This window comes from Gordonia amarae NBRC 15530, assembly GCF_000241345.1.
GTDB classification, from domain to species: Bacteria; Actinomycetota; Actinomycetes; order Mycobacteriales; family Mycobacteriaceae; genus Gordonia; species Gordonia amarae.
Window position 1 is genome coordinate 39,921 of sequence record NZ_BAED01000004.1, and the last position, 21,225, is coordinate 61,145.

The 21,225-nt window shown below is 67.4% G+C and carries 22 protein-coding genes and 1 tRNA gene; 9 read left to right on the forward strand and 14 right to left on the reverse strand.

Translation table 11 applies throughout. The features are described 5' to 3' along the window. Nucleotides 1-10: 10 nt before the first annotated feature. Nucleotides 11-1,660: a protein kinase domain-containing protein gene (locus GOAMR_RS01380; protein ID WP_005181696.1), complete on the reverse strand. Its 1,650-nt coding sequence runs from the start codon at nucleotides 1,658-1,660 to the stop codon at nucleotides 11-13. Nucleotides 1,661-1,933: 273 nt separating this feature from the next. Next, nucleotides 1,934-2,022: transfer RNA gene (locus tag GOAMR_RS01385), tRNA-Leu, on the reverse strand. Nucleotides 2,023-2,131: 109 nt separating this feature from the next. Between GOAMR_RS01385 and GOAMR_RS01390 the strand changes: the two genes are divergently transcribed. Beyond that, nucleotides 2,132-3,466 (forward strand): M20/M25/M40 family metallo-hydrolase, encoded by a 1,335-nt coding sequence (locus GOAMR_RS01390; protein WP_005181700.1) that lies wholly within the window; start codon nucleotides 2,132-2,134, stop codon nucleotides 3,464-3,466. 51 nt (nucleotides 3,467-3,517) lie between these two features. Next, nucleotides 3,518-4,063, forward strand: coding sequence for a YbhB/YbcL family Raf kinase inhibitor-like protein (locus GOAMR_RS01395; RefSeq protein WP_005181702.1), 546 nt, complete (start codon nucleotides 3,518-3,520; stop codon nucleotides 4,061-4,063). 55 nt (nucleotides 4,064-4,118) lie between these two features. On the opposite strand, the gene GOAMR_RS01400 is transcribed toward GOAMR_RS01395, so the two are convergent. From GOAMR_RS01400 to GOAMR_RS01410, 3 genes are read right to left on the reverse strand one after another with little or no spacing between them, the layout of a single operon-like run. Beyond that, nucleotides 4,119-5,228 (reverse strand): quinone-dependent dihydroorotate dehydrogenase, encoded by a 1,110-nt coding sequence (locus GOAMR_RS01400; protein ID WP_005181704.1) that lies wholly within the window; start codon nucleotides 5,226-5,228, stop codon nucleotides 4,119-4,121. Beyond that, the gene (locus tag GOAMR_RS01405; RefSeq protein ID WP_005181711.1) at nucleotides 5,222-5,512 is read right to left on the reverse strand and encodes a DUF5703 family protein; all 291 of its coding nucleotides are present in this window, start codon (nucleotides 5,510-5,512) and stop codon (nucleotides 5,222-5,224) included. The genes GOAMR_RS01400 and GOAMR_RS01405 overlap by 7 nt, the downstream gene beginning before the upstream one ends. After that, nucleotides 5,509-6,594 (reverse strand): YncE family protein, encoded by a 1,086-nt coding sequence (locus GOAMR_RS01410; protein WP_040514048.1) that lies wholly within the window; start codon nucleotides 6,592-6,594, stop codon nucleotides 5,509-5,511. The genes GOAMR_RS01405 and GOAMR_RS01410 overlap by 4 nt, the downstream gene beginning before the upstream one ends. Nucleotides 6,595-6,716: 122 nt before the next feature. Here GOAMR_RS01410 and GOAMR_RS01415 point away from each other — a divergent pair, with 122 nt between their 5' ends. The 5 genes from GOAMR_RS01415 to GOAMR_RS01435 are packed head-to-tail and all read left to right on the forward strand — an operon-like array spanning nucleotide 6,717 to nucleotide 10,734. Then, a complete protein-coding gene (locus GOAMR_RS01415; protein WP_005181716.1) occupies nucleotides 6,717-7,559 on the forward strand; it encodes an undecaprenyl-diphosphate phosphatase in 843 nt (280 codons plus the stop codon). Nucleotides 7,560-7,615: 56 nt separating this feature from the next. Then, on the forward strand, nucleotides 7,616-8,452 hold the full coding sequence (locus GOAMR_RS01420) for an MSMEG_4193 family putative phosphomutase (protein ID WP_005181719.1): 837 nt from the start codon (nucleotides 7,616-7,618) through the stop codon (nucleotides 8,450-8,452). 25 nt (nucleotides 8,453-8,477) lie between these two features. Then, nucleotides 8,478-9,233: a DUF3090 domain-containing protein gene (locus GOAMR_RS01425; protein WP_005181720.1), complete on the forward strand. Its 756-nt coding sequence runs from the start codon at nucleotides 8,478-8,480 to the stop codon at nucleotides 9,231-9,233. Then, entirely contained in the window at nucleotides 9,233-10,075 is an 843-nt protein-coding gene (locus GOAMR_RS01430) for an SCO1664 family protein (protein ID WP_005181721.1), read from the forward strand. The genes GOAMR_RS01425 and GOAMR_RS01430 overlap by 1 nt, the downstream gene beginning before the upstream one ends. 50 nt (nucleotides 10,076-10,125) lie before the next feature. Continuing rightward, complete coding sequence (locus GOAMR_RS01435; protein ID WP_050942546.1) at nucleotides 10,126-10,734, forward strand: GNAT family N-acetyltransferase; 609 nt, start codon at nucleotides 10,126-10,128, stop codon at nucleotides 10,732-10,734. Nucleotides 10,735-11,811: 1,077 nt separating this feature from the next. Here GOAMR_RS01435 and GOAMR_RS01445 read toward each other — a convergent pair. The 5 genes from GOAMR_RS01445 to GOAMR_RS01465 form a co-directional block, all read right to left on the reverse strand. Then, nucleotides 11,812-12,213, reverse strand: coding sequence for a VOC family protein (locus GOAMR_RS01445; RefSeq protein WP_005181723.1), 402 nt, complete (start codon nucleotides 12,211-12,213; stop codon nucleotides 11,812-11,814). A gap of 11 nt (nucleotides 12,214-12,224) precedes the next feature. Continuing rightward, complete coding sequence (locus GOAMR_RS01450) at nucleotides 12,225-13,061, reverse strand: helix-turn-helix domain-containing protein (RefSeq protein ID WP_040514054.1); 837 nt, start codon at nucleotides 13,059-13,061, stop codon at nucleotides 12,225-12,227. Nucleotides 13,062-13,162: 101 nt separating this feature from the next. Further along, nucleotides 13,163-13,750 carry a PepSY domain-containing protein gene (locus tag GOAMR_RS23415; protein ID WP_138943537.1) on the reverse strand — a complete coding sequence of 196 codons (588 nt, stop codon included), beginning with the start codon at nucleotides 13,748-13,750 and terminating at the stop codon, nucleotides 13,163-13,165. Between the two features lie 40 nt (nucleotides 13,751-13,790). Then, a complete protein-coding gene (locus tag GOAMR_RS01460) occupies nucleotides 13,791-15,161 on the reverse strand; it encodes a sensor histidine kinase (RefSeq protein ID WP_005181738.1) in 1,371 nt (456 codons plus the stop codon). Continuing rightward, nucleotides 15,154-15,831 carry a response regulator transcription factor gene (locus GOAMR_RS01465; RefSeq protein WP_005181740.1) on the reverse strand — a complete coding sequence of 226 codons (678 nt, stop codon included), beginning with the start codon at nucleotides 15,829-15,831 and terminating at the stop codon, nucleotides 15,154-15,156. The genes GOAMR_RS01460 and GOAMR_RS01465 overlap by 8 nt, the downstream gene beginning before the upstream one ends. Nucleotides 15,832-15,948: 117 nt before the next feature. Between GOAMR_RS01465 and GOAMR_RS01470 the strand changes: the two genes are divergently transcribed. Next, a complete protein-coding gene (locus GOAMR_RS01470) occupies nucleotides 15,949-16,509 on the forward strand; it encodes a Uma2 family endonuclease (RefSeq protein WP_040514028.1) in 561 nt (186 codons plus the stop codon). 46 nt (nucleotides 16,510-16,555) lie between these two features. Here the strand turns inward: GOAMR_RS01470 and GOAMR_RS01475 are convergent, their stop codons facing one another. The 4 genes from GOAMR_RS01475 to GOAMR_RS25710 all read right to left on the reverse strand — a co-directional run bounded on the left by GOAMR_RS01475 (nucleotide 16,556) and on the right by GOAMR_RS25710 (nucleotide 19,823). Beyond that, the gene (locus GOAMR_RS01475) at nucleotides 16,556-17,110 is read right to left on the reverse strand and encodes a DUF4334 domain-containing protein (protein WP_005181745.1); all 555 of its coding nucleotides are present in this window, start codon (nucleotides 17,108-17,110) and stop codon (nucleotides 16,556-16,558) included. Nucleotides 17,111-17,188: 78 nt separating this feature from the next. Continuing rightward, nucleotides 17,189-18,595, reverse strand: a complete 1,407-nt coding sequence (gad, locus tag GOAMR_RS01480) for a glutamate decarboxylase (protein WP_005181747.1) — start codon at nucleotides 18,593-18,595, stop codon at nucleotides 17,189-17,191. Nucleotides 18,596-18,751: 156 nt separating this feature from the next. After that, entirely contained in the window at nucleotides 18,752-19,360 is a 609-nt protein-coding gene (locus GOAMR_RS01485) for a hypothetical protein (RefSeq protein ID WP_040514029.1), read from the reverse strand. Between the two features lie 115 nt (nucleotides 19,361-19,475). Further along, the gene (locus GOAMR_RS25710; protein ID WP_005181752.1) at nucleotides 19,476-19,823 is read right to left on the reverse strand and encodes a DivIVA domain-containing protein; all 348 of its coding nucleotides are present in this window, start codon (nucleotides 19,821-19,823) and stop codon (nucleotides 19,476-19,478) included. Between the two features lie 134 nt (nucleotides 19,824-19,957). Between GOAMR_RS25710 and mshC the strand changes: the two genes are divergently transcribed. After that, nucleotides 19,958-21,196, forward strand: a complete 1,239-nt coding sequence (mshC, locus tag GOAMR_RS01495) for a cysteine--1-D-myo-inosityl 2-amino-2-deoxy-alpha-D-glucopyranoside ligase (RefSeq protein ID WP_005181755.1) — start codon at nucleotides 19,958-19,960, stop codon at nucleotides 21,194-21,196. Nucleotides 21,197-21,225 lie beyond the last annotated feature (29 nt).

The window sequence follows — 21,225 nt, forward strand, 5'->3', positions numbered from 1 at the left end:
GGCCATTCAATCAGCCCCGGGTGCCGGTGCTGATCACGTCCTGCTCGAGCACCTGCGCGCGCCCGCCGATGACGGCGTCACCGGAGACCGACGCGTCGTCGGCGACGACGGCGTTGTCGGTGATCCGGGCCTGACCGTAGACGCGGGCGCGGTCACTGATGGTGGCCTTGCCGGTGACGGTCACCGACCCGGAGATGCGCGCGTGGCCGTCGACGCGTGCCTGGCCGGAGATCTGGCACTGTTCGGTGACGGTGGCGTAGTCACGGATTCGGGCCTCATCGCTGACGCGGGCGTTGCCCGAGACCCGGGCGTGGTCGCCCGCGCTCGCCGATCCGGTGATCACGGCGTCCTCCTGCACCCAGGCGCCGCCGGAGACCATCGCGTTGGCGTTGATCTCGGTGTTGTCGGAGATGTGGGACTGACCCAGGACACGGGCCTCACCGAACACCGACGCATTGCCGTCGACGCGGGCGGTTCCGGAGATGTCGGCGTGGTCGCCGACGAACGCGTTGTCGCGCACCGCCGCGTTCTCCCGGACCCGGGCCGAACCCACCACCCACGCCTCCTCGCCCACCCAGGCCTGGTCGGCGAGGTTGGCAGGTGACTCGATCCATCCGCCTTGATCACCGACCGTGACACGATGCTGGGGCAGGTCGCGGGTGGCGCGGATACGCCGTAGCGTCACGGTATGGGTCACCTCGGCGACGGTGTAGGTGAAATCCTGTGCCTCGCCGACGAACTCGTAGTTCAGTGAGGTGGCGACCCGGGTGGTGTCGCCGGTACTGATCAACTGCGTGGGGGCTTCGGTCGGGGTCGGGGTGCCGACGGGCGTGCGCAGCGCCGCGGTGAGGTCCGCCACGAACTCCGTGCACGAGGGATAGCGGTCGGCGGGCCGCTTGGCCAGCGCCCGGTGGAACACGGCGTCGACGCCGGCGGGCAGACCCAGCCGCATCGCGGCGATCGACGGCGGGGGATCGACGAGGTGCCGCTTGATGATCGACGCGGCGGTGGGACCGGTGAACGGTTTGCAGCCGGTGAGCAGTTGCACCGCGGTGCAGGCGAGTGCGTACTGGTCGCTGCGGCCGTCGAGGTCGTCGTCGGAGATCTGTTCGGGCGAGCTGTAATCGAAGGTGCCGATGAAGCTGCCGGCAGCGGTGAGGCCGTCATCGCCTGCCATCTGGCGGGCGATCCCGAAGTCCGACAGCAACACCTGGCTGGTCTCCGTGTCGATGAGGATGTTGGCCGGTTTCACGTCCCGGTGCACCACCCCGCGCCGGTTGGCGAAATCGAGCGCCGACGCGACGGCCCGCAGGATGTCGAGCGCAGGTTCGATCGGCATACCTTGCGGCGAGATGGCCACCTGCGCGGCGGCGGTGGTGCCGCGCACCAGACGCATGCTCAGCCACAGTTGGCCGTGATCCTCGCCGCAGTCGTAGATCGGCACGATGTGCGGGTGCTCCAGCGACGCGGCCAGCTGGCCTTCGCGCTGAAACCGGAGCCGGAAGGACGGGTCCGCCGACACGGGCACGTTGAGCACCTTGAGCGCCACCATCCGCGGCAGACGGGGGTGCTGCGCGGCATACACGGTGCCCATCCCGCCCTGGCCGAGAATCGCCGACACCCGGTGACCGGCGATCACGGATCCCCCGGCTGCGTGCATGTGAGAGTGACCTTCCCCTGTAGCCGTATCCACCAAGCGCTGCATCTGTCCGGTGCGGTGACCACCCGGATCCGCGTCCACCGGAAAAGTCGGTGCGTGCCCAGAAATCTAACACCTCGGCGGGCACGGTAAGCAGGTCCCGTGACCGGTTGTCCGCCGATCGAACGGCATGATCGGGCGAATGCCGCACAACGGGCAACGGGGTGTGGAATCGGGCACTGGTTGGAAAACGAGAAAATCCCCGGATCCGTGTGGATCCGGGGATTTTCTCGGTGGTGTCCGGAGGGGGACTTGAACCCCCACGCCCGTTAATAGGGCACTAGCACCTCAAGCTAGCGCGTCTGCCATTCCGCCACCCGGACAAGGTGTTTGTCTCTGCTGCTCCGGCCTCCTCGCGGGGGCCGTTCTCGCACCGGCTGGACTACAGTAACCGAGGTTGCCCCGGTTCCCCAAATCACGTAGTAAAAGGGGGTGAGCACCCCACGCGCCACCGACGAAGTGGTCGATCTGGTCAGCCGTCTGATCCGGTTCGACACCAGCAACACCGGAGAGCTGAGCACCACCAAAGGCGAAGAGGAATGCGCCAAGTGGGTGGCGCAGCAGCTCAAGGAGGTCGGCTACGTCACCGAGTACGTCGAATCCGGTCAGCCCGGCCGCGGTAACGTCTTCGCCCGGCTGAAGGGCGATCCCGCCAACACCCGGGGCACTCTGCTGTTGCACACCCATCTCGACGTCGTTCCGGCCGAACCCGCCGACTGGAGCGTGCACCCGTTCTCCGGGTCGGTCTCCGACGGATACATCTGGGGCCGCGGTGCCGTCGACATGAAAGACATGGTCGGGATGGCGCTCGCACTTGCCCGGCAGTTCCGGCGCGAGCGCACCGTCCCGCACCGCGACATCGTGTTCGCGTTCCTCGCCGACGAGGAGGCCGGCGGCACCTGGGGATCGCACTGGCTGGTGGAGAACCGGCCCGACCTGTTCGACGGCATCACCGAGGCAGTGGGGGAGGTGGGAGGCTTCTCGCTGACCGTCGACCGTCCCGACGGCACCCAGCGTCGCCTGTATCTGGTGGAGACCGCGGAAAAGGGGCTGGCCTGGATGCGGTTGACCGCCGATGCCACCGCGGGCCACGGATCGTTCCTGCACGCCGACAACGCCGTCACCGAGGTGGCCGAGGCCGTCGCCCGCATCGGCAGGCACACCTTCCCGCTCGTCATGACCGAATCGGTGTCGCAGTTTCTCGCCGAGGTATCCGCCGAGACGGGTCTGGACCTGAGTCCGGACACCCCCGATCTGGAGACGGCGCTGTTCAAGCTGGGCAACCTGGCCCGCATCATCGGTGCCACCCTCCGCGACACGGCCAACCCGACGATGCTCAAGGCCGGCTACAAGGCCAACGTCATCCCGCAGAAGGCGGAGGCCGTGGTCGACTGCCGGGTGCTGCCGGGCCGGCAGGCCGCGTTCGAGGCCGAGATCGACGAACTGATCGGGCCCAACGTCACCCGCGAATGGATCACGCACCTCGACTCGTACGAGACGACGTTCGACGGGCATCTTGTCGACGCCATGAACGAGGCGATCCTCGCGCACGATCCACAGGGTAAGACGGTGCCGTACATGCTCTCCGGCGGCACCGACGCCAAGGCGTTCGCGAAACTGGGCATCCGGTGCTTCGGTTTCGCGCCGCTGCAGTTGCCGCCCGACCTCGATTTCGCGGCCCTGTTCCACGGTGTCGACGAACGGGTGCCCGTGGAGTCTGTGCTGTTCGGTACGCGCGTGTTGGAGCACTTCCTGCTCAACAGCTGATCCGGCCACTACTGTTGAGCGTGTCTGGACCACCCGTAGGAAAGGTTTTCGATGTCGTCGTTCGACCCGTACGCGGCGCTGCCGCAGCTTCCCGGATTCACCCTCACCTCGACGAGCATCAGCGACGGCCGGCCGCTGGGTAATGCCCAGGTCAGCGGGCTGATGGGGGCCGGCGGTCAGGACCTGTCACCGCAGCTGTCGTGGTCGGGTTTCCCCGCCGAGACCCAGAGCTTCGCGGTCACCGTCTATGACCCCGACGCTCCCACCGCGTCCGGTTTCTGGCACTGGGCGGTCGCCGACATCCCCGCGTCGGTGACGGAGCTGGCCGAGGGTGCCGGCGATGAGACCGGCAGCGGACTGCCCGCGGGCGCCGTCACCCTCAACAGCGACGCGTCGCTGGCCAGGTTCGTGGGCGCGGCGCCGCCTCCCGGGCATGGTCCGCACCGCTACTTCGTGGCCGTCCACGCCGTCGACGTGCCCTCGCTCGGGCTGCCAGAGGGGGCGACCCCGGCGTATCTGGGCTTCAACCTGTTCTCCCACGCGATCGCCCGTGCGGTCATCGTCGGCACCTACGAGCAGGCATCCGAAGACGTCTGACCCCGAGAACCTCTGATACCGGCCGCTGATCTCCGGGGCCTTTAGGTCCCGGAGGTCAGCGACGGTCCGGGTTACCCGCTCCCACAGCGTCGGCGAGGCTCGCGAAGCCCGCGGCCTTGACCCGTGCGGCGAGTCCGTCGTTGATCTCCTTGACCAGCACGGGGCCGCCGTAGATGAAGCCGGTGTAGATCTGCAGCAGGTTCGCGCCGGCGAGCACACGTTCCCACGCCTGATCCGGCGTGCTGATACCGCCGACGCTGATGAGCGCGATCCTGCCGCCGACGCGTGCGTACAGGCGGCGCAGCACCTCCAGGGACCGGTCGGCCACCGGCGGCCCGGACAATCCACCGGCGCCGATGGCGTCGACCTGCGCGGCGGGTGTGTCCAGTCCGGCGCGGGAGATGGTGGTGTTGGTGGCGACGATCCCGGCCAGCCCGAGTTCGACGGCGAGGTCGGCGACCGCGTCCACGTCGTCGTCGGCCAGGTCGGGGGCGATCTTGACCAGCACCGGCACCCTCACCTCGTCGAGGACCCCGGCGAGGATCGGCCGCAGTGAGTCGACGGCCTGCAGGTCGCGCAGTCCCGGGGTGTTCGGTGAGCTGACGTTGACCACCACGAAATCGGCGAGCGGACCCAGCGACCTGGCCGACAGACGGTAGTCGTCGACGGCGTCCTCGACGGGCACCACCTTTGTCTTGCCGATGTTGGCGCCGATGGGGACACTGACCGGGCCACGCCTGGTCTTCGCGAGATGGGTTGCGGCCGAAGCGGATCCAGGGTTGTTGAAACCCATCCGGTTGATGAGCGCGTGATCGTCGGGGAGCCGGAACAGCCGCGGCTGCGGGTTACCGGGCTGCGCATGTCCGGTGATGGTGCCGACCTCGGCATACCCGAAACCGATCTGCCCCCACACGTTGATCGCCGACGCCGACTTGTCGAAGCCGGCCGCCAGACCGAGCGGGGCCGGGAAGTCGACCCCGAACACCCGCTGGTGCAGCACCGGGTCGTGCTTGCCGAAGACCTTGGCAAGCGGATAGCTCAGCAGCTGCGCTGAACCGGTCACCGACAGCACACGGCTCATGAGGTGGTGGATCCGCTCAGGTTCTACCAGGAACATCAGCTTGAGCAACAGGGGATAGAGCACGGCGTTGATTCGGCTCAGCATGCTTGTGCCTCTCCGGGGTTGCGGGTGTCACGGTCGTGGGTGGTCGGTGTGCGGTCACGCGGCTTGGTCTTCTTGCGACGCAGCAGCACCTTGCGGGTGCCGTCGGAGTACAGGCGCACCCGCGACAGCTCCCAGCCACCGAACTCGGCCTCGATCGACAGCCGCATCGACGCGGTGACCCGGGTGACGTCCGGCGGCAGCGTGAGTAGCACCGTTTCGACGGTCTCCGACGATCGTTCCCAACCGCGCGGATAGCGGGACCCGAACCGTGCCGACGCGCTCATCGCGGCACCTGCGCCGAGGACAGATTCGTCGTCGGGTCGATGATCTGCACCCCGGCCCCGCGCGCCGACAGCACGTACAGCGCGCCGGTGGACTCGTCGACGGCGAGGCTGTCGGGCTGGGCGAGCGTGGCCACCCGATATCGTTCGGCCGGTTCACCGTCGGACAGGTCGAACGCGATGAGCTGGTTGGTCGCGGTGGCGCTCACCCACAGCAGTTCCCGCTTCTGATCCCACGCGAGACCGTACGGCGACCCGGACACGGGGTAGCGGAAGCGGTTGACGATCGGCTTGCCGAAGAAGCCGAGGATCTCACCGTCGCGGGTGTTGGCCACCAACACCCGGCCGAAACTGTCGACGGTCGAGGTGGTGGCGCCGTTACCGGCCCGCAGCGCCGCGCCCTTGGAGCCGTCGTCGATGTTGATCGGGGTCACCGACGACTGGGCGCGATCGAGGACCACCACCTGCTCGTCGTCGAGGTCGGCACCGGGCGGCGACACGGTCAGGCCGTCGATGCGGACGAACCCGCTGATGGTGCGCACGCGCGACAGGTCCTTGCCGAACACGACGACCGAGCCCGACGCCGTCCCGACGAGCACCCGGCCGTCGGCGGCCTGCGCCATCGCGGTCGGATCGGCGACGCCCGTCTGGGTGGTCGGGTCGACGGTGTTGTCGGTACCGATCCGGACCACGACATCGGGTCCGGCCCCGATCAGGGAGCCGTCGGGGGCTGCCGCCAGGATGGTCAGCGGTGGGACCGTGATCCGTGCGGTCGGTGTCCCCGGTCTGACGACGCCGGCGCGGTCGAACCGCAGCACCGTGGTGCCGTCGTCGGAGAGCACGTAAAAACGTCCCCGCGCCGCGACGATCGCCTTGCCGCGGGCGGCGGCGATCACCGTGCCGGCGGGAGCGGCCGTGGTCGTCGCCGGTGCCGGCACCGCGGAGGCGGGGGTGACCGTGGGTACGTCGGGCGTCGAATCGTCGGATCCGCATCCCGCCAGGGCCAGCGCGGCCACCACCGTCACCGCGGCCCCGGCGATGCGGACTCGGGAACGGGGACGGACACCACAACCGGCTGAGCGCATGCCGTCCATCTTGCCGAATGCCGGGCGCCCGCATGCAATCGGCGCGTCGTGCGGCGATTCACACCACAGCATCGGGCGTCCGAGGATCGAGTACCGGCGGGAGCCAAGTAGCATCGGGCGCCGTGACCGACAGCATGACGTGGGCCCAGTCGATAGTTCTCGGGGCCGTCCAGGGTTTGACCGAGTTTTTGCCGATTTCGTCGTCGGGGCATCTGCGGATCGTCTCCGAACTGTGGTTCGGCGATGATGCGGGGGCCTCGTTCACCGCGGTCACCCAGCTCGGCACCGAGGCCGCAGTGCTCGTGTTTTTCTTCAAGGACATCGTGCGGATCATCGCGGCCTGGTTCCGTGGTATCGCCGACAAACAGCAGCGCGGCCTCGACTACCGCATCGGCTGGTATGTGATCCTCGCCACCATCCCGATCGGCATCCTCGGGTTGCTGTTCAAGGACCAGATCCGTACCACCGGCCGCAACCTGTGGCTGGTGGCGACGGTGCTGATCGTGTTCGCGGTCGTGTTCTGGGTCGCGGAGAAGTACAGCACCAAGGAACGCTCCCTCGAACAGCTCACCCTGAAGGACGGTCTGGTGATGGGTTCGGCCCAGTGCCTGGCCCTGATCCCCGGTGTGTCCCGTTCCGGTGCCACCGCCAGCGCCGGCCTGTTCCTGGGTCTCGAGCGTGAGGCCGCATTCCGGTTCTCGTTCCTGCTGGCGATTCCCGCCGTCACCGCCTCCGGCCTGTTCTCGCTGCCCGACGCGTTCAGCCCCAGCGGTGAGGGCATGGAGGCCAGTGGACCACAGCTGTTGGTGGCCACGCTCGTCGCGTTCGTCATCGGCTATGCCTCCATCGCCTGGCTGCTGCAGTTCGTCAGCAAGCACTCGATGAACTGGTTCGGCGGCTACCGCATCATCCTGGGCGTCACGATCATCATCCTGCTGTCGACCGGCGTCATCTCCGCCACCTGACGGACCTGGGCATGCGTCCACCGGGGCTGGGGCGCCCCGGCCACTAAGGTTGAGGCATGACCGTCATTCTGGTGCGCCACGGACGTTCCACGGCCAACACCTCGGGGGTACTCGCCGGACGGACCCCCGGCGTGAGCCTGGACGACCTCGGACGCGAGCAGGCGGACGCGCTCGTCGACAGGCTCGCCGACCATCACGGGGCGATCCGCGCCGTCGTCCGTTCGCCGCTCGACCGCTGTGCGCAGACCGTCGCACCCCTGCTGGGGGCGCTGCGGTCCGTCCCCGAACGAGACGGCGATGTGGTCGAGGAGGTCGTCGACGACCTCGCCGAGGTCGACTACGGCTCCTGGACGGGCCGGACCATCAAGGAACTCCTCAAAGAACCGATGTGGCAGGTCGTGCAGCGGCAGCCGTCGGCGGCGGTGTTCCCCGGGGGTGAGGGACTGGCGCAGATGTCGGCGCGTTCGGTGGCCGCGATCCGGTCCCTCGACCGCCGGTTCGTCGGTGAGAGCGGCGACGGCCTGTGGGTGGCGTGTTCGCACGGCGATGTCATCAAATCGGTGATCGCCGACGCGATGGGGATGCACCTGGACTCCTTCCAGCGCATCGTCGTCGACACCGCGTCGATCACCGTCATCCGGTACGGGTCGACGCGGCCGTACATCCACACCGTGAACAACACCGCAGCCGTCTCGGTGCCGGCACCGCGCCCGCCCCGGCCCGACGACGGTGCGGACGACGCGGTGGTCGGCGGGGAGACAGGTGCCCACCTGCGGCCGGACCATCCGCACGCACCCCCGCATCCCGCACCGCCACACCATCCCGGACCACCGGCACACCCCGGGCACCCGCACGAGCCGGGCCCCCTGCACGATCGGCGGGTGCGGGGATAATGAACTTCACGACCAAGGAGGTGTGATGTCACGAGCCATTCATGTGTTCCGCAGCCCGGATCGCTTCGTTGCCGGCACCGTCGGCCAACCCGGTGACCGGACGTTTTTCCTCCAGGCGGTCCATCAGGCGCGCGTCGTCAGCGTGATGCTCGAGAAGCAGCAGGTGCAGATCCTCGCCGACCGGATCGGGATGCTGCTGGAGGAGATCCATCGCCGGTTCGGCACGCCGATCCCGCCGGAAACCGATTCCGTCGACGATCTCAACCCGCTGGTCATGCCGGTTGACGCCGAGTTCCAGGTCGGCACGATGGGCCTGGGCTGGGACGCCGAATCGCAGGCGGTGGTCATCGAACTGCTGGCCGTCACCGACGCCGAGATCGACGAGAGCATCGTCCTCGACGACACCGACGAGGGTCCCGACGCGGTGCGGGTGTTCCTGACGACGGTCGCCGCCCGCGACTTCGCGGCCCGCTCGTCGCTGGTGCTCTCCGCCGGCCGCCCACCCTGCCCGATCTGCGGCGGCCCGCTCGACCGCGACGGCCATCTGTGTGTGCGGACCAACGGCTACAAGCGGGGCGCCGAGCTGAGCAAATCCCTCGACTTCATCGACCCCGAGGTGTTCAAGAGTCTCGCGGTGCAGGACGAGTCGTTGCTGCTCGTCGACGAGGAAGACGACCCCGGCGAGGAACCCTCGGGCGAGGCGGGTGAGGCCTCCGAGGAGGGCGGGGCCGGCGACGAGGAGGCCGGTCCTGACGACGAGGGGTCCGGCGGCCCGCGTTGATGCCGGACGCTGCGCAGCCCGACGGATCCGGTGTTCCCTCCGCCACAACGATCCTCACCGACGGTGAACTCGTCGTGGTCGGGCGTATCCGGTCGGCCAGCAACGCGGCCCTGGTATGTGATGCGGTCGCCGATGACGGCACCGAACTGCGCTGTGTGTACAAGCCGGTGCGGGGTGAGGTGCCGCTGTGGGACTTCCCCGACGGCACCCTCGCGGGCCGGGAGGTGGCGTCGTATCTGATCTCCGACGCGCTCGGCTGGTCGGTGATCCCGGAAACGGTGATGCGGGACGGTCCGGCCGGACCGGGCATGGTGCAGCGGTGGGTCGACACCGTCGACGACGCCGACGGCGGGCAGGCCAGGCTCGATCTGGTGGACCTGTGCCCGCCCGAACTGCAGCCGGAGGATTTCAAGGCGGTGCTGGAGGCCTACACGCCCGCCGGTGATCCGGTCATCCTCGTGCACGCCGACGACCCCCGGCTGCAGCGGATGGCCGTGCTCGACGTGGTACTCAACAACGCCGACCGCAAAGGCGGGCATGTCCTCGAAGGCGTTGACGGCGGGGTGTACGGCATCGACCACGGCATCTGCCTGCATTCGGAGAACAAACTGCGCACCGTGCTGTGGGGCTGGGCGGGTGAACGGATACCGGGGCATCTGCTCGCCGACCTCGCGTCCCTGGCAGATGCGCTCGGCGCCGGCGGCGCGGTCCGTGAGCGCCTGACCGGGCTGATCACCGACACCGAGATCGCCGAGGTGGCCACGCGATGCGCCCGGCTGGTCGATGCCGGCGTGATGCCGCACCCGCCGGGGCGCCGCCCGATTCCGTGGCCACCGTTCTGAGCCGCCGTTAATCGGTGGGCAATATCCGCGAAAATCCCTACGCTCGACAGATGGCCACCTCGGATCCGGTTTTCCCGGACTGCGTCCCGGTCCTGACCGACGGACCGGTGACGCTGCGCGCCCACCGGGACAGCGACATCGACCGCATAGTGGAACTGTGCACCGATCCCGAGATGATCCGGTGGACAACGATTCCGGTCCCGTACCGGCGAATGCACGCCGAGGATTTCGCGTTGCGGCAGATACCGGAGAGGTGGACCGGTGGCAGTGCGATGTACTGGGCGATCGAGGCCGGCGGATTGTTCGCGGGGACGGTCGACATCCGGGGCTCCGGACCCGAGTCCGACATCGGTTACGGACTGCACCCGGATATGCGCGGCCGGCAGATCATGACCCGCGCCGTTCGCCTGGCGGTCACGCACGCCTTCGCCGCCGGCAAGACCGGAATCGGCTGGGTCGCGTTCGACGGCAACCTTCCCAGCATGCGCGTCGCCCACCAGTGCGGTTTCCGGCTCGACGCCTGGGTGCCGGGCGGTGCCGAGGTACGCGGTGAGAAGGTCGACGCCTATCGGGCGTGGCTGCGGTCCGGGGACCCGTTGCATCCCCGGACCTCCTGGGAGTCCACCGTGGCCGACGCCGCCCGGATGCGCGGGCTGTAGTACCGGGTGTCGGGGACGCTGATTGTGCCGACTGCTGGTGCTCCCGGAAATAACCGTTGCGGGTCCGGATCCAGAGGTCTATATTCATCTCTCGTGCCTGAGACAGGCTCCGGGCCAGACACCGGAGAGTCTCCCAAAGGTGCAGATACACAAGTATATTGACAACTTCATGACATTCGGCATGGCGAATAATCCGGGGCGACCCGGTGAAAGGCGGGTGACAACCGTCGCCGGGAGAAATCCCGGTACCCCATGCACTACGAGCCGGAACCTTCACCCCAGGGTGGAGGCATGTCCGAAGCGCGTTGATGGCGTCGCCCCGCCAACGGGAGGCGCCGGGAGAGCCGATCGGTGACCCAGCACCCGCCAGGTGCTGTTCAACAGCAACGGAACATGCGGCAGGGTAAGGAGTTTCAGTCCGAGATCGTCAGTCGAGGGCGGACTCCATGAACGCGGAGGCGGGGCGTGGCTGCTTCGGGGACGCGGGAGAGATCAAGTAGGCCGTGACAGCCGAAAGGTCGAGGGTGCGTGGTATTCCGTCTCCAAAAGGGGCGGAGCCACAAGGGAAAGCGCATCCTCAGTCAGATTTCCACTAGCTCAATTGGCAGAGCAGTTGACTTCGGATCAACGGGTTGACGGTTCGAGTCCGTCGTGGGGTTCACACCCAAGCGAAAGCCTTTCCCCGGCAACAGTGCGACAGTGTCCTAATCCCTGACCCGGCAACGGGAATCAGGGCGCCCGAGGGTCCGCAAGACCCGGAGGTGTTCATGCGCGAGTAACGGTAGCGGAGAGACCGGCCGGTCTTTCTTCGACGCCAAAGCGGTGGAGAAGCTGTTGTCGTGACGCGTGGTGCCACGTACGGCACTGGACATGGTGACTACCGTCGAGAGGCGGTGGATACGCGGAAAACCCCCTGGCAGGGGGAATACAGCCCGCCAAAGGTCACCGGGAGCGGCGAGGTAATCTCACTCGCCGCACCTGATACTTCTGTGCCGATGCGGCGCAACTGATTTCGTCCCGCGAACCGGATGTGGCCACATCTGGTACGCGGGACGAGTCTGTCATCGATGCGGGGTGCTACTCACCTCGATACGTTCCGAAACTCCAAAGATTGCCCTCTGGGTCGCGGACACCGAAGCCACGGGAACCGTAGTCCTCATCGGTCAGTTCCTGGATCACTTCGGCACCTGCGGCCTTCGCACGGGCGAACAGGGCGTCCGGGTCGTCACAGACCACGTACACCGAACCCTGCCCCGGTGGGCGGTTGCAGAACGGGCCATCGTCCTTGCCCGCGGTGCCGAACATGACACCGCCACCGAGCGGCCAGGTCAGTTGAGCGTGTTCGACGATGCTCGGGTCGTCCTCTCGCGTGTACCACGCTTGCTTCTCGAAGCCGAACGCGGTGATGAGGAAGTCGGCGGCGGCGGGTGCGTCGCGATAGGTGAGACAGGGCCAGATGGTGGGTGTTGATGTACTCATAGACCTCATCCTCACCCCGGGGACATCTCCTCGTATTGGAAAGATGGAAGCTCCTCGCTGCGCAGCCACTGCGCGGGCGTGCAGCCGGCCAGTTCGGTGAACTCATTGGTCAGGTGCGCCTGATCGTAGAACCCGCACACCGCCGCCACCTGCGCGATCGACACATGCGTCGGTACCGACTGCAGCATGTGCCGGGCCCGTTCGAACCGGACGATGCGCCCGGCGAGCTTGGGTCCGAGGCCGAATTCATCGGTGAAGCGCCGCGTCAGATGCTGGCGGCTCCACCCCGTCGACGCCGAGATCTCGCCGACGGTCGTGGTACCACCGGAACCGACGAGCAACTCCCAGGCGTGAGCCAACTCGTCGGCCACCTCCGGCACTTCTGGCCGCAGCAGTCGGGTGAGTACCTCGTCGCACACCTCGAACCGGGCCGCCCAGGTCGGCGTGACCTGCAGCCTTTCCCACAGCTCGCTGCCGATCCGGCCGACCAGGTCGTCGAGCTCGACAGTTGTATTCCACAACTCGCGCGCGGGACGGGCGAAGAGGGTGCGGAAGCCGACCGGTGTCAGCTCGATGCCGACGCCCTCCTGGTTACCGTCGTGCGCAATCAGCGCGGGTGTCGCCTGCAGACCGCTGAGGACACACCGGTACGAGTCGGGGGATTGGCGCGGATCGGTCTGCGCGGCCACGTCGATCGGATTGCCGATGCTGACGATGAACGTGACGTTGCGCGACGGCAGCCCACGATGCATGCCCGGGTCGTACCCGTGCAGGCGGTACCCGTGGTACTGCTCGATGAGACCGGCGAGGACCGGTGCCGGCCGTCTCGCCGCCGACGTCGGCTCCATGCCGTCCACGCTACTCGGCGCAAACCCCACCGGAGAGGCTCCGCATCACAATAGTTGCGATGGCGGGGCATGTCCGTGGGATTTCGGGCGGGCGCCACGACTCAATTGTCGGGGGTGGCGGTGATGACGGCGAACCTGTCGTCGAGCCACACATTCCACTCCGCACCGCCGGGGGCCCGGACTTCGACCTCGTAGGCGGCCACCCGGCCGGCAACCTGATCGTCGCCGGCATCCACGTCGACGACGGTGCCGGGCACCCTGGTCAGTGCGGCATCGGAGGCGCGGCGCTGCTGGTCGGCGGTCAGCACTCGATCGTCGTCGGCCGCGGTGGGCGTGGGGATCGCAGCCGGACCCGTTGTGACGGTTGTGGTCTGTGTGGGCCGGTCGTCATCGACGGAGATGATGGCGAACTTGTCATCGAGACGCACGTCAACCTCGGTGCCGTCGGGGCGGGTCACCTCGACCTCGTACGATCCCGGATCGTCCTTGTCGCTGCGTTCGCTGTCGGTGACCCTGCCGTCGCCGACATACTTCAGCGCCGCAGCCGATGCCTGATCAAGGGTGCTGCCGGTCAGTTCGTCACGGTCGTCGGCGACGGCGTAGGCGATGCCGCCGACTCCCGCGGCCACCACCACGGCACCGGCTGCGATCAGGACCTTCTTGCTTGTCAGGGTGTCTGCGATGCTCATGGCGACCACTGTGCCCAACAGTGGCTGAATCCACGCTGAATCAGGGTCGGCCCCCCGATGGGAGCTCGATCACAAAGCTCGCGCCGCCGTCGTCGCCGTCCTCCACACGTACTGTGCCGCCGTGCGCCACGATGATCTCCCGGACGATGGCCAGACCGAGTCCGCTGCCGCCGTCGTCACGGGCCCGGGCCTCGTCGAGCCGGACGAACCGCTCGAAGATCCGTTCCCGGTCGGGTGCGGGCACCCCGGCACCGTCATCGGAGACCGTCACCCGCGCGAAGCCGCCGGACTCGGTGGCCCCGAACGACACGCGCGTGCGGGCGTGGCGTGCGGCGTTGTCGGTGAGATTGCGGAACACGTGATCGAGGGCGGTCCGATCACCCTGTATCCGGGTGGCCTCGACGCGACTGCTGTCGACGGTCAGGTCGGGTCGTTCGCGGGTGAGGCGGGCGGCATCGGCCAGGAGCAGGTCGTCGAGGTCGACGTCGTCTCCGGTGGCGGTGGCGCGGCCTTCGTCGGCCCGGGTTAGCAGCAGCAACTGGTCGACGAGCCGCTGCAGCCGCAACGACTCGGAGACCACGGTGTCGGCGAGCTCGTCGCGGTCGATGGCGTCGGGGTAGGCCTGGGCGACCTCGCCGGTCTGGCGCAGCGTGGTGATCGGGGACCGCAACTCGTGCGAGGCGTCGGAGACGAAGCGTCGTTGCCGGTCACGGGAGGTTTCCAGCCGGTCGAGCATCTTGTTCATGGTCACCGCCAGCCAGTGGATCTCATCCCGCGAACCGGGCGGATCGACCCTGCGGTCCAGGCTGTTGCCGGACACCGACGCCACCTCGCGCCGCATCCGTTCCACCGGGGCCAGCGACCGGCCGATCACCAGCCAGATCACCCCACCCACCAGCAGCAACACCACCGGCCCGCCGGTCGCGAGGAGCGGGATCAACGTGGCCACCGAGTCGTCGGCATCCTCCAGAGACACCGCCGTCACCACCGTGTAGTCGGTGTCCTGCCACTCGGTGTCGATGACGGCGATGGTGTAGCGATGGTCGGCACCGGGCAGGTCGACGATGCCGCGACGGGCGGGCAGGCGAACTCCCGGTTGGGAGGACACGACGATGCGGTCACCGGCATGAACCTGCGACACCACATCTTCCGGTTCGGCGTCGGTCTCGTCGTCCTCGTCGTCGTCCGCCTCACCGCGGAGGGTGGCCGGGGGGCCGGCGGCGGTGACCTGGCCGGCGATCTGCGCCGCACGGGCGGCGGCGGTATCGGCAGCACCATCGCGGAGCGCATCACGTTGCAGAAGCACCAGTGCGATGGCCGCGACCACCAGCACCACCGCCACAACGGCGAGCGCGCCCAACGTCGCCCGGACCCTGATCGACGCCGTGACCCGGTGCAGCGCGCTAGCCACCGTCGGCCGCCAACCGGTAACCGGCACCGCGCACCGTCTGGATCGCCGAGCGGCCGAAGGGCCTGTCGACCTTGTTCCGCAAATGCCGGATGTACACCTCGACGATGTTCGGGTCACCGTCGAAAGTCATGTCCCACAACGATTCCAGGATCGTCCTCTTGGACACCACGTCACCCGGGGTGCGCATCAGCAACGCCAGCATCGCCGTCTCCCGTGCGGTCAGCTCGATCTCGGTGTCACCGCGCCAGGTACGCCCCGACGCCGGGTCGTGCCGCAGATCGCCCGCCTCGAGAGTGACCGGACGCGGGGGAGCGCCGCGCCGGGCCAGCGCCCGGATCCGGGCGAGAAGAACCGGAAACGAGAACGGTTTGGTCAGGTAGTCGTCGGCGCCGGTGTCCAGGCCCTCGATCTGATCCCACTCGCCGTCCTTGGCGGTCAGCATCAGCACCGGCGTCCAGTTCTGGGCCGCCCGCAAGTCTCGCGTCACCTGGTACCCGTTGAGCCCGGGCAGCATCAAATCGAGCACGATCGCGTCGTAGCTGTTCTCCTGCGCCAGCCACAGCCCGTCGGTACCGGTGTGTGCGACGTCGACCGCGAAACCCTCCGCGACCAGCCCGGCCCGGATGGACCGCGCCAGCCGAACCTCGTCGTCGACCACCAGAACCCGCATGCCAGCCATTATGTCCGGTTTATGGCGTGCGTTTATCCACAGGCGCGCGGTGATGCCCTGGTCAGAATGCCGATCCGACGGTTGAATCGGTGGCCATGACCTGGAGGGAGACATACGATGACAGCTATGCCGACCGAAGTCCTGGGACTTCCGCGCGGACGCGCGTTGACACGCTCCGACCTCGCGGCGATGCCCGATGATGGTCACCGCTACGAGCTCATCGACGGGGTACTCATCGTGAGTCCCGCGCCGAAGATCCGGCACCAAATCGTGGCGGGGGAGCTCACCGCCCGGATGCGCGCCGTATGTCCACCGAACGCGCGGGTCCTGTTCGCGCCGGTCGATGTCGTTCTCGCCGAGGACACCGTGATCCAACCCGACATTCTGCTCGCGCCGCGGGGGGATTTCACGGAGACCGACCTGCCCGGACCGCCGCTCTTGGCCATCGAGGTGCTGTCCCCATCCACCAAGGGAATCGACCTGCTGCTCAAGAAGGACCGGCTCCAACGGGCCGGCTTCCGGTACTACTGGGTTATCGACCCCGACCAGCCATCGATTGCCGCTTTCGCATTGCGCAACGGCGTGTTCGAGCTGTGCGGGCAGGCATCGGGAAGCGAAACATTCACCGCGACAGAACCTATCGCGATCAGCTTCGCTCCCGACGACCTAGTGGACTAGGGGCCACCGGACGCCCGCAGCACGGCGCCCCTGAAGACCGGTTGCGTCAGCGCACCGGCAGCGACTCGTCCCTCTTGAGCACGAAGAAATACGGCCGCCGAACACCTTTCAGATCCATCGCGCCCAACACGGAATCGTCGGACAGGCGATGGAAGACATCGTTGATGGGCAGCTGGTCGTACACCATCGTGGCCGAGTCGACACCCCGGTAGCGGGTGGTGCGCAGCCGCGCCTTGGAGCCGCGTGCCCGGGTGGCGAAGTTGGTCACACCGATCGGGCCGGCGAACGACATATTCCGCAGTTGCGGGGCGGCCCGCAGGGCGCCGAGAGCGCTGAACGCCATCACCGGATTCATCGGCCACAAGCTCTTGCCGTCACGGCTGGGGAACAGCAGCGGGTGCACGTTCTCGGCGTCGATGAACTGTTTGCCCCACCAGCCGCTGGCGGCCAGCGCCCCGTCGATCGGATGTCCGGTGGGCATCTCGGCGCCGCGCCAGGTGCCGATCATGAACTCGGGATCGACCGCGGGGAGCGAGTCGAACAGTTCGGACGCCGCATCGGTGGTCGTGGGAGCGTCGGCGATCACATCAGAAAGCTGCATGGCGCCGATCCTAGAGGCGATGCTATATCTTTCGGAAATTACTGTGACCACCAACACTTCAAGACCTGTATGAACCGCTCAATGGTGGAAGTGTGAGCCGGTTCCTTCCCTCGGCATCGGGGAGTCCAGGGCGTCGAGGAAGGCGACCTCGCTGTCGATGTCATGCAGGAGTGCCGTGGCCAGGTCGTGGCTCAGTCCCGCTCGCACGACGATGCGCTGCAACGTCATCTCGGCGAGGTCGTCGGCCATCGGATAGGCGGGAACCAGCCAGCCCTTCATGCGCAGCCGGTCCGACAGGTCGTAGAGAGTCCACTTGTCGGTGTAGCCGGGTTTCAGGCGCCACGCGAACACCGGGATCGTGTCGCCCTTGCTGACCAGCTCGAACGGTCCCAGCCGGGCGATCGATGACGACAGGTAGCCGGCCACGTCGAGTGAGCTCTGCTGGATCTGCCGGAATCCCGCACGGCCCAGACGCAGAAAGTTGTAGTACTGCAACAGGACCTGTGCACCGGGACGGGAGAAGTTCAGGGCCAGAGTCGGCATATCGCCGCCGAGATAGCTGCAGTGGAACACCATGCTGTCGGGCAGCGCATCGGTGTCGCCCCACACGATCCACCCGAGGCCGGGGTAGACGAGGCCGTACTTGTGGCCGGAGGTGTTGATGGACACCACCCGTGGCACCCGGAAGTCCCATTCGAGGTCGGGTTGGCAGAACGGTGCGATCATGCCGCCCGACGCCGCATCGACGTGGATCTTGACGTCGAGACCCGTGCGTCTCTCGATCTCGTCCAGCTTCTTCGCGATCGTTTTGACGGGCTCGTAGAGGCCGTTGAAGGTGACGCCCATGATCGCCACCACGCCGATGGTGTTCTCGTCGACGTAGCTCTCCAGGTCGTGGCCGTCGAACACGAAGTGCTCCTCGGTGACCGGCACCCAGCGTGGTTCGACTTCGAAATAATTGAGGAATTTCTCCCAGCACACCTGGACGGCGGTGGACAGCACCAGGTTCGGTCGGTCCGTCGGTTTGCCTTCCGCTCGGCGGCGCGTCTGCCAATGCCGTTTGAGCGCAAGGCCACCCAGCATCGCCGCCTCCGACGACCCGATGGTCGAGGTGCCGATGGCGTTGTCCACATCCGGCACATGCCACAGGTCGGCGATGATCCGCCAGCAGCGGTCCTCGATGGCCGCGGTCTGCGGATACTCGTCCTTGTCGATCATGTTCTTGTCGTACGTTTCGGCGTACAGACGGCGGGCCTCGTCGTCCATCCAGGTGGTGACGAAGGTGGCCAGGTTGAGCCGGGCGTTGCCGTCGAGCATCGCCTCGTCGTGCACGATCTGATAGGCGGTCTCGGGCAGACTCATCCCGTCGGGGATGGTGAACTTCGGCAGTTCGGTGGACTCGCCGGGACGCACGAACACCGGGTTGAGCGACAATGTGTCGTCGAGGTTGGTGGTGTGCCGAGCATTGGTGTGCCTGCGGGACATGGCCTCTCCTCGATGTACTGCTGCCGGTCGCGTCCAGCGTCGCAGACATAGCACCCGATGGCAGCCGAAGCCCGCGATGTCGTTTTCGGTGGCGCAACGGGCCCGACCACCCATCTCGTGGTGCCCGCGATCAGTCAGTCGTGACTCCGCTCAGCCCTACACCCACCGTAGCCACTGCTCGTTCCACACGTCGCCGGGAAACCTGACCTGAGGGGCGTAGGTGAGATAGTCGTAGGCAATCCCGCGAAGGTATCGCGGGGTAAGCCCGCGCAGCGCGGGTGATCGGGTGACATAGACCGCCGTCCCGCCGAAGTGCCTGCCCTTCACCGTGATGCGCTTCACTGCTGATCCGGGGTTCGGCGGGTGGACCACCAACTGCGCATAGGACTCGCCGGTGGGTGCGGGGTTCGCGACCAGCGTGATGCTGTTGGCGTCATCGGGGCGGCCGCGTGTGCCGTAAAGGGTGATCTCTTCGTGCAGCCTGAGGCCGGCAAGGTCGTACAGCGTGCCCGGTGTCGGGAGGGAACTGGCGTGCGCTATCTCGATGTACAGCTTCCCGATGCGGGAATCGTAGTCGATGACGACATGCGCGAAGTCCTTGTGCGGCAGGGTGTCCAAGTCGGAGTGCTCCACGGCCACATAGCCGGGGGCGGCTCCGGCATCGGCGGAGCCACCGACCAGCACGCCGACCGACGATGCGAGTACGACCGCGAACAGTGCCAGACCGCGTCGAAGTGAGGTGGGTGGTCGAAATCTCGTGGGCATGCGACCCCTCTCCAGGCTGTGCGCGAGGCAGGAGCGGCCGACCTGCCATCAATCGTCTCCTGTCGAAATTGTTCGCCTTCCTAAATTTCGACCGTAGCGACTGACGTCAGGAAAGTCACCCCTCCTGCAGGCGACGGCCGAGTTCGGCCGCGCACAGTTCGAGGAAGGCATCGACTTCATCCTCGTTATAGCCGCGCTGTCCCAACGGTGGTTTCGAGAAAGCAACATTGCGGATGTCGGCCGGTGCAATCCCGGCAGCGTTCGGGTCGTCGCGGAACCGCCCGGCGACGACTGCGAGGAAGCTGTCGACCTCGTCCATGTTGTAGCCGCGCTGTCCGATCGGCGGTTTCGCGAACGCCACATTGTCGATGTCGCCGGCCGAGAGGTGGCCGACAGGCCTGCCGGGCGAGGCGGAAGCGGGCTGATTCTTCGGGCGTCCCCAGATCGCCGACCATTTGCTCATCGCGGAATCCTTCCCGTCGTTCGCCTCACGGTGATGGTGGCGACTGTACCGATCCCACGGACATCGCCGCGTCGATCGGATGGGGGACCGGGGGCGATCGGAAGCGCGGGGCAACATTCCATACAGTGGACACCATGCAATCGTGGCCACAACCCAGCCTTCCGACCGTTCCCGGCCGTGGTCCGGCACTGCGTCTCTACGACACCGCCGACCGACAGGTCCGCCCGGTCACCCCCGGTCAGACCGCCACCATGTACGTCTGCGGCATCACGCCGTACGACGCCACCCACCTCGGCCACGCCGCCACCTACCTGACCTTCGACATCGTCAACCGGGTGCTGCGCGACCAGGGCCACGACGTGCACTACGTCCAGAACGTCACCGACGTCGACGACCCGTTGTTCGAACGCGCCGCCCGGGACGGTATCGACTGGCGTGACCTCGGCGCCCGCGAAACCCAGTTGTTCCGTGACGACATGACTGCGCTGCGGGTGCTGCCGCCGCGCGACTACATCGGTGCCGTCGAATCGGTGAACGAGGTGGTGGAGGCCGTCGAGAAGCTCATCGCCTCCGGGGCTGCCTACATCATCGATGACGAGTACCCCGACATCTACTTCCGCACCGACGCCACTGAGCAGTTCGGCTACGAATCGGGTTATGACCGGGCCACGATGGACAGGTTCTTCGCCGAACGCGGCGGCGACCCGGACCGTCCCGGCAAACGCAACCCGCTCGACGCCCTGCTGTGGCGCGCCGCCCGGCCCGGCGAACCGTCGTGGGAATCACCGCACGGGCCCGGCCGCCCCGGTTGGCACATCGAATGCTCCGCGATCGCGCTCAACCGGCTCGGCGTCGAGTTCGACATCCAGGGCGGGGGACAGGACCTGATCTTCCCGCACCACGAATTCTCCGCCGCCCACGGCGAGGCCCTCACCGAGTCCCGCCGATTCGCCCGCCATTATGTGCACACCGGCATGATCGGGCTCGACGGCGAGAAGATGTCCAAGAGCCTCGGCAACCTCGTCCTGGTGTCCAAGCTGCGGCAGCAGGGTGTCGACGTGGCCGCGGTGCGCCTCGGGCTCCTGGAACACCACTACCGGACCGACCGCATGTGGACCGATGAGGTCCTCGAGCGGGGGCAGGCACGCCTGACCCGGTGGCGCACAGCCCTGGCCGCACCCGCCGGCCCCGACACCGCACCCGTCATCGAGCGGGTCCGGCAGCACCTCGCCGACGACCTCAACACCCCCAAAGCGCTGGACGCCGTCGACGCCTGGTGCGCCGACGTGGAAACCGGGATCGGCACCTCGGCGTCGGCGCCTGCGGACCTCGCGGTGGCCGTCGACGCGCTGCTCGGGATCAGCCCGCGCTGAGTGACAGATCTCTCGTCCGCTTGGGTACA

What these genes read in the sequence shown, in the direction of transcription:
- GOAMR_RS01380 (WP_005181696.1), bottom strand. Translation starts at nt 1,660, where the DNA reads ATGCACGCAGCCGGGGGATCCGTGATCGCCGGTCACCGGGTGTCGGCG.
- GOAMR_RS01395 (WP_005181702.1), top strand. Translation starts at nt 3,518, where the DNA reads ATGTCGTCGTTCGACCCGTACGCGGCGCTGCCGCAGCTTCCCGGATTC.
- GOAMR_RS01400 (WP_005181704.1), bottom strand. Translation starts at nt 5,228, where the DNA reads ATGCTGAGCCGAATCAACGCCGTGCTCTATCCCCTGTTGCTCAAGCTG.
- GOAMR_RS01405 (WP_005181711.1), bottom strand. Translation starts at nt 5,512, where the DNA reads ATGAGCGCGTCGGCACGGTTCGGGTCCCGCTATCCGCGCGGTTGGGAA.
- GOAMR_RS01410 (WP_040514048.1), bottom strand. Translation starts at nt 6,594, where the DNA reads ATGCGCTCAGCCGGTTGTGGTGTCCGTCCCCGTTCCCGAGTCCGCATC.
- GOAMR_RS01420 (WP_005181719.1), top strand. Translation starts at nt 7,616, where the DNA reads ATGACCGTCATTCTGGTGCGCCACGGACGTTCCACGGCCAACACCTCG.
- GOAMR_RS01425 (WP_005181720.1), top strand. Translation starts at nt 8,478, where the DNA reads ATGTCACGAGCCATTCATGTGTTCCGCAGCCCGGATCGCTTCGTTGCC.
- GOAMR_RS01430 (WP_005181721.1), top strand. Translation starts at nt 9,233, where the DNA reads ATGCCGGACGCTGCGCAGCCCGACGGATCCGGTGTTCCCTCCGCCACA.
- GOAMR_RS01435 (WP_050942546.1), top strand. Translation starts at nt 10,126, where the DNA reads ATGGCCACCTCGGATCCGGTTTTCCCGGACTGCGTCCCGGTCCTGACC.
- GOAMR_RS01445 (WP_005181723.1), bottom strand. Translation starts at nt 12,213, where the DNA reads ATGAGTACATCAACACCCACCATCTGGCCCTGTCTCACCTATCGCGAC.
- GOAMR_RS01450 (WP_040514054.1), bottom strand. Translation starts at nt 13,061, where the DNA reads ATGGAGCCGACGTCGGCGGCGAGACGGCCGGCACCGGTCCTCGCCGGT.
- GOAMR_RS23415 (WP_138943537.1), bottom strand. Translation starts at nt 13,750, where the DNA reads ATGAGCATCGCAGACACCCTGACAAGCAAGAAGGTCCTGATCGCAGCC.
- GOAMR_RS01465 (WP_005181740.1), bottom strand. Translation starts at nt 15,831, where the DNA reads ATGCGGGTTCTGGTGGTCGACGACGAGGTTCGGCTGGCGCGGTCCATC.
- GOAMR_RS01470 (WP_040514028.1), top strand. Translation starts at nt 15,949, where the DNA reads ATGACAGCTATGCCGACCGAAGTCCTGGGACTTCCGCGCGGACGCGCG.
- GOAMR_RS01475 (WP_005181745.1), bottom strand. Translation starts at nt 17,110, where the DNA reads ATGCAGCTTTCTGATGTGATCGCCGACGCTCCCACGACCACCGATGCG.
- gad (WP_005181747.1), bottom strand. Translation starts at nt 18,595, where the DNA reads ATGTCCCGCAGGCACACCAATGCTCGGCACACCACCAACCTCGACGAC.
- GOAMR_RS01485 (WP_040514029.1), bottom strand. Translation starts at nt 19,360, where the DNA reads ATGCCCACGAGATTTCGACCACCCACCTCACTTCGACGCGGTCTGGCA.
- GOAMR_RS25710 (WP_005181752.1), bottom strand. Translation starts at nt 19,823, where the DNA reads ATGAGCAAATGGTCGGCGATCTGGGGACGCCCGAAGAATCAGCCCGCT.
- mshC (WP_005181755.1), top strand. Translation starts at nt 19,958, where the DNA reads ATGCAATCGTGGCCACAACCCAGCCTTCCGACCGTTCCCGGCCGTGGT.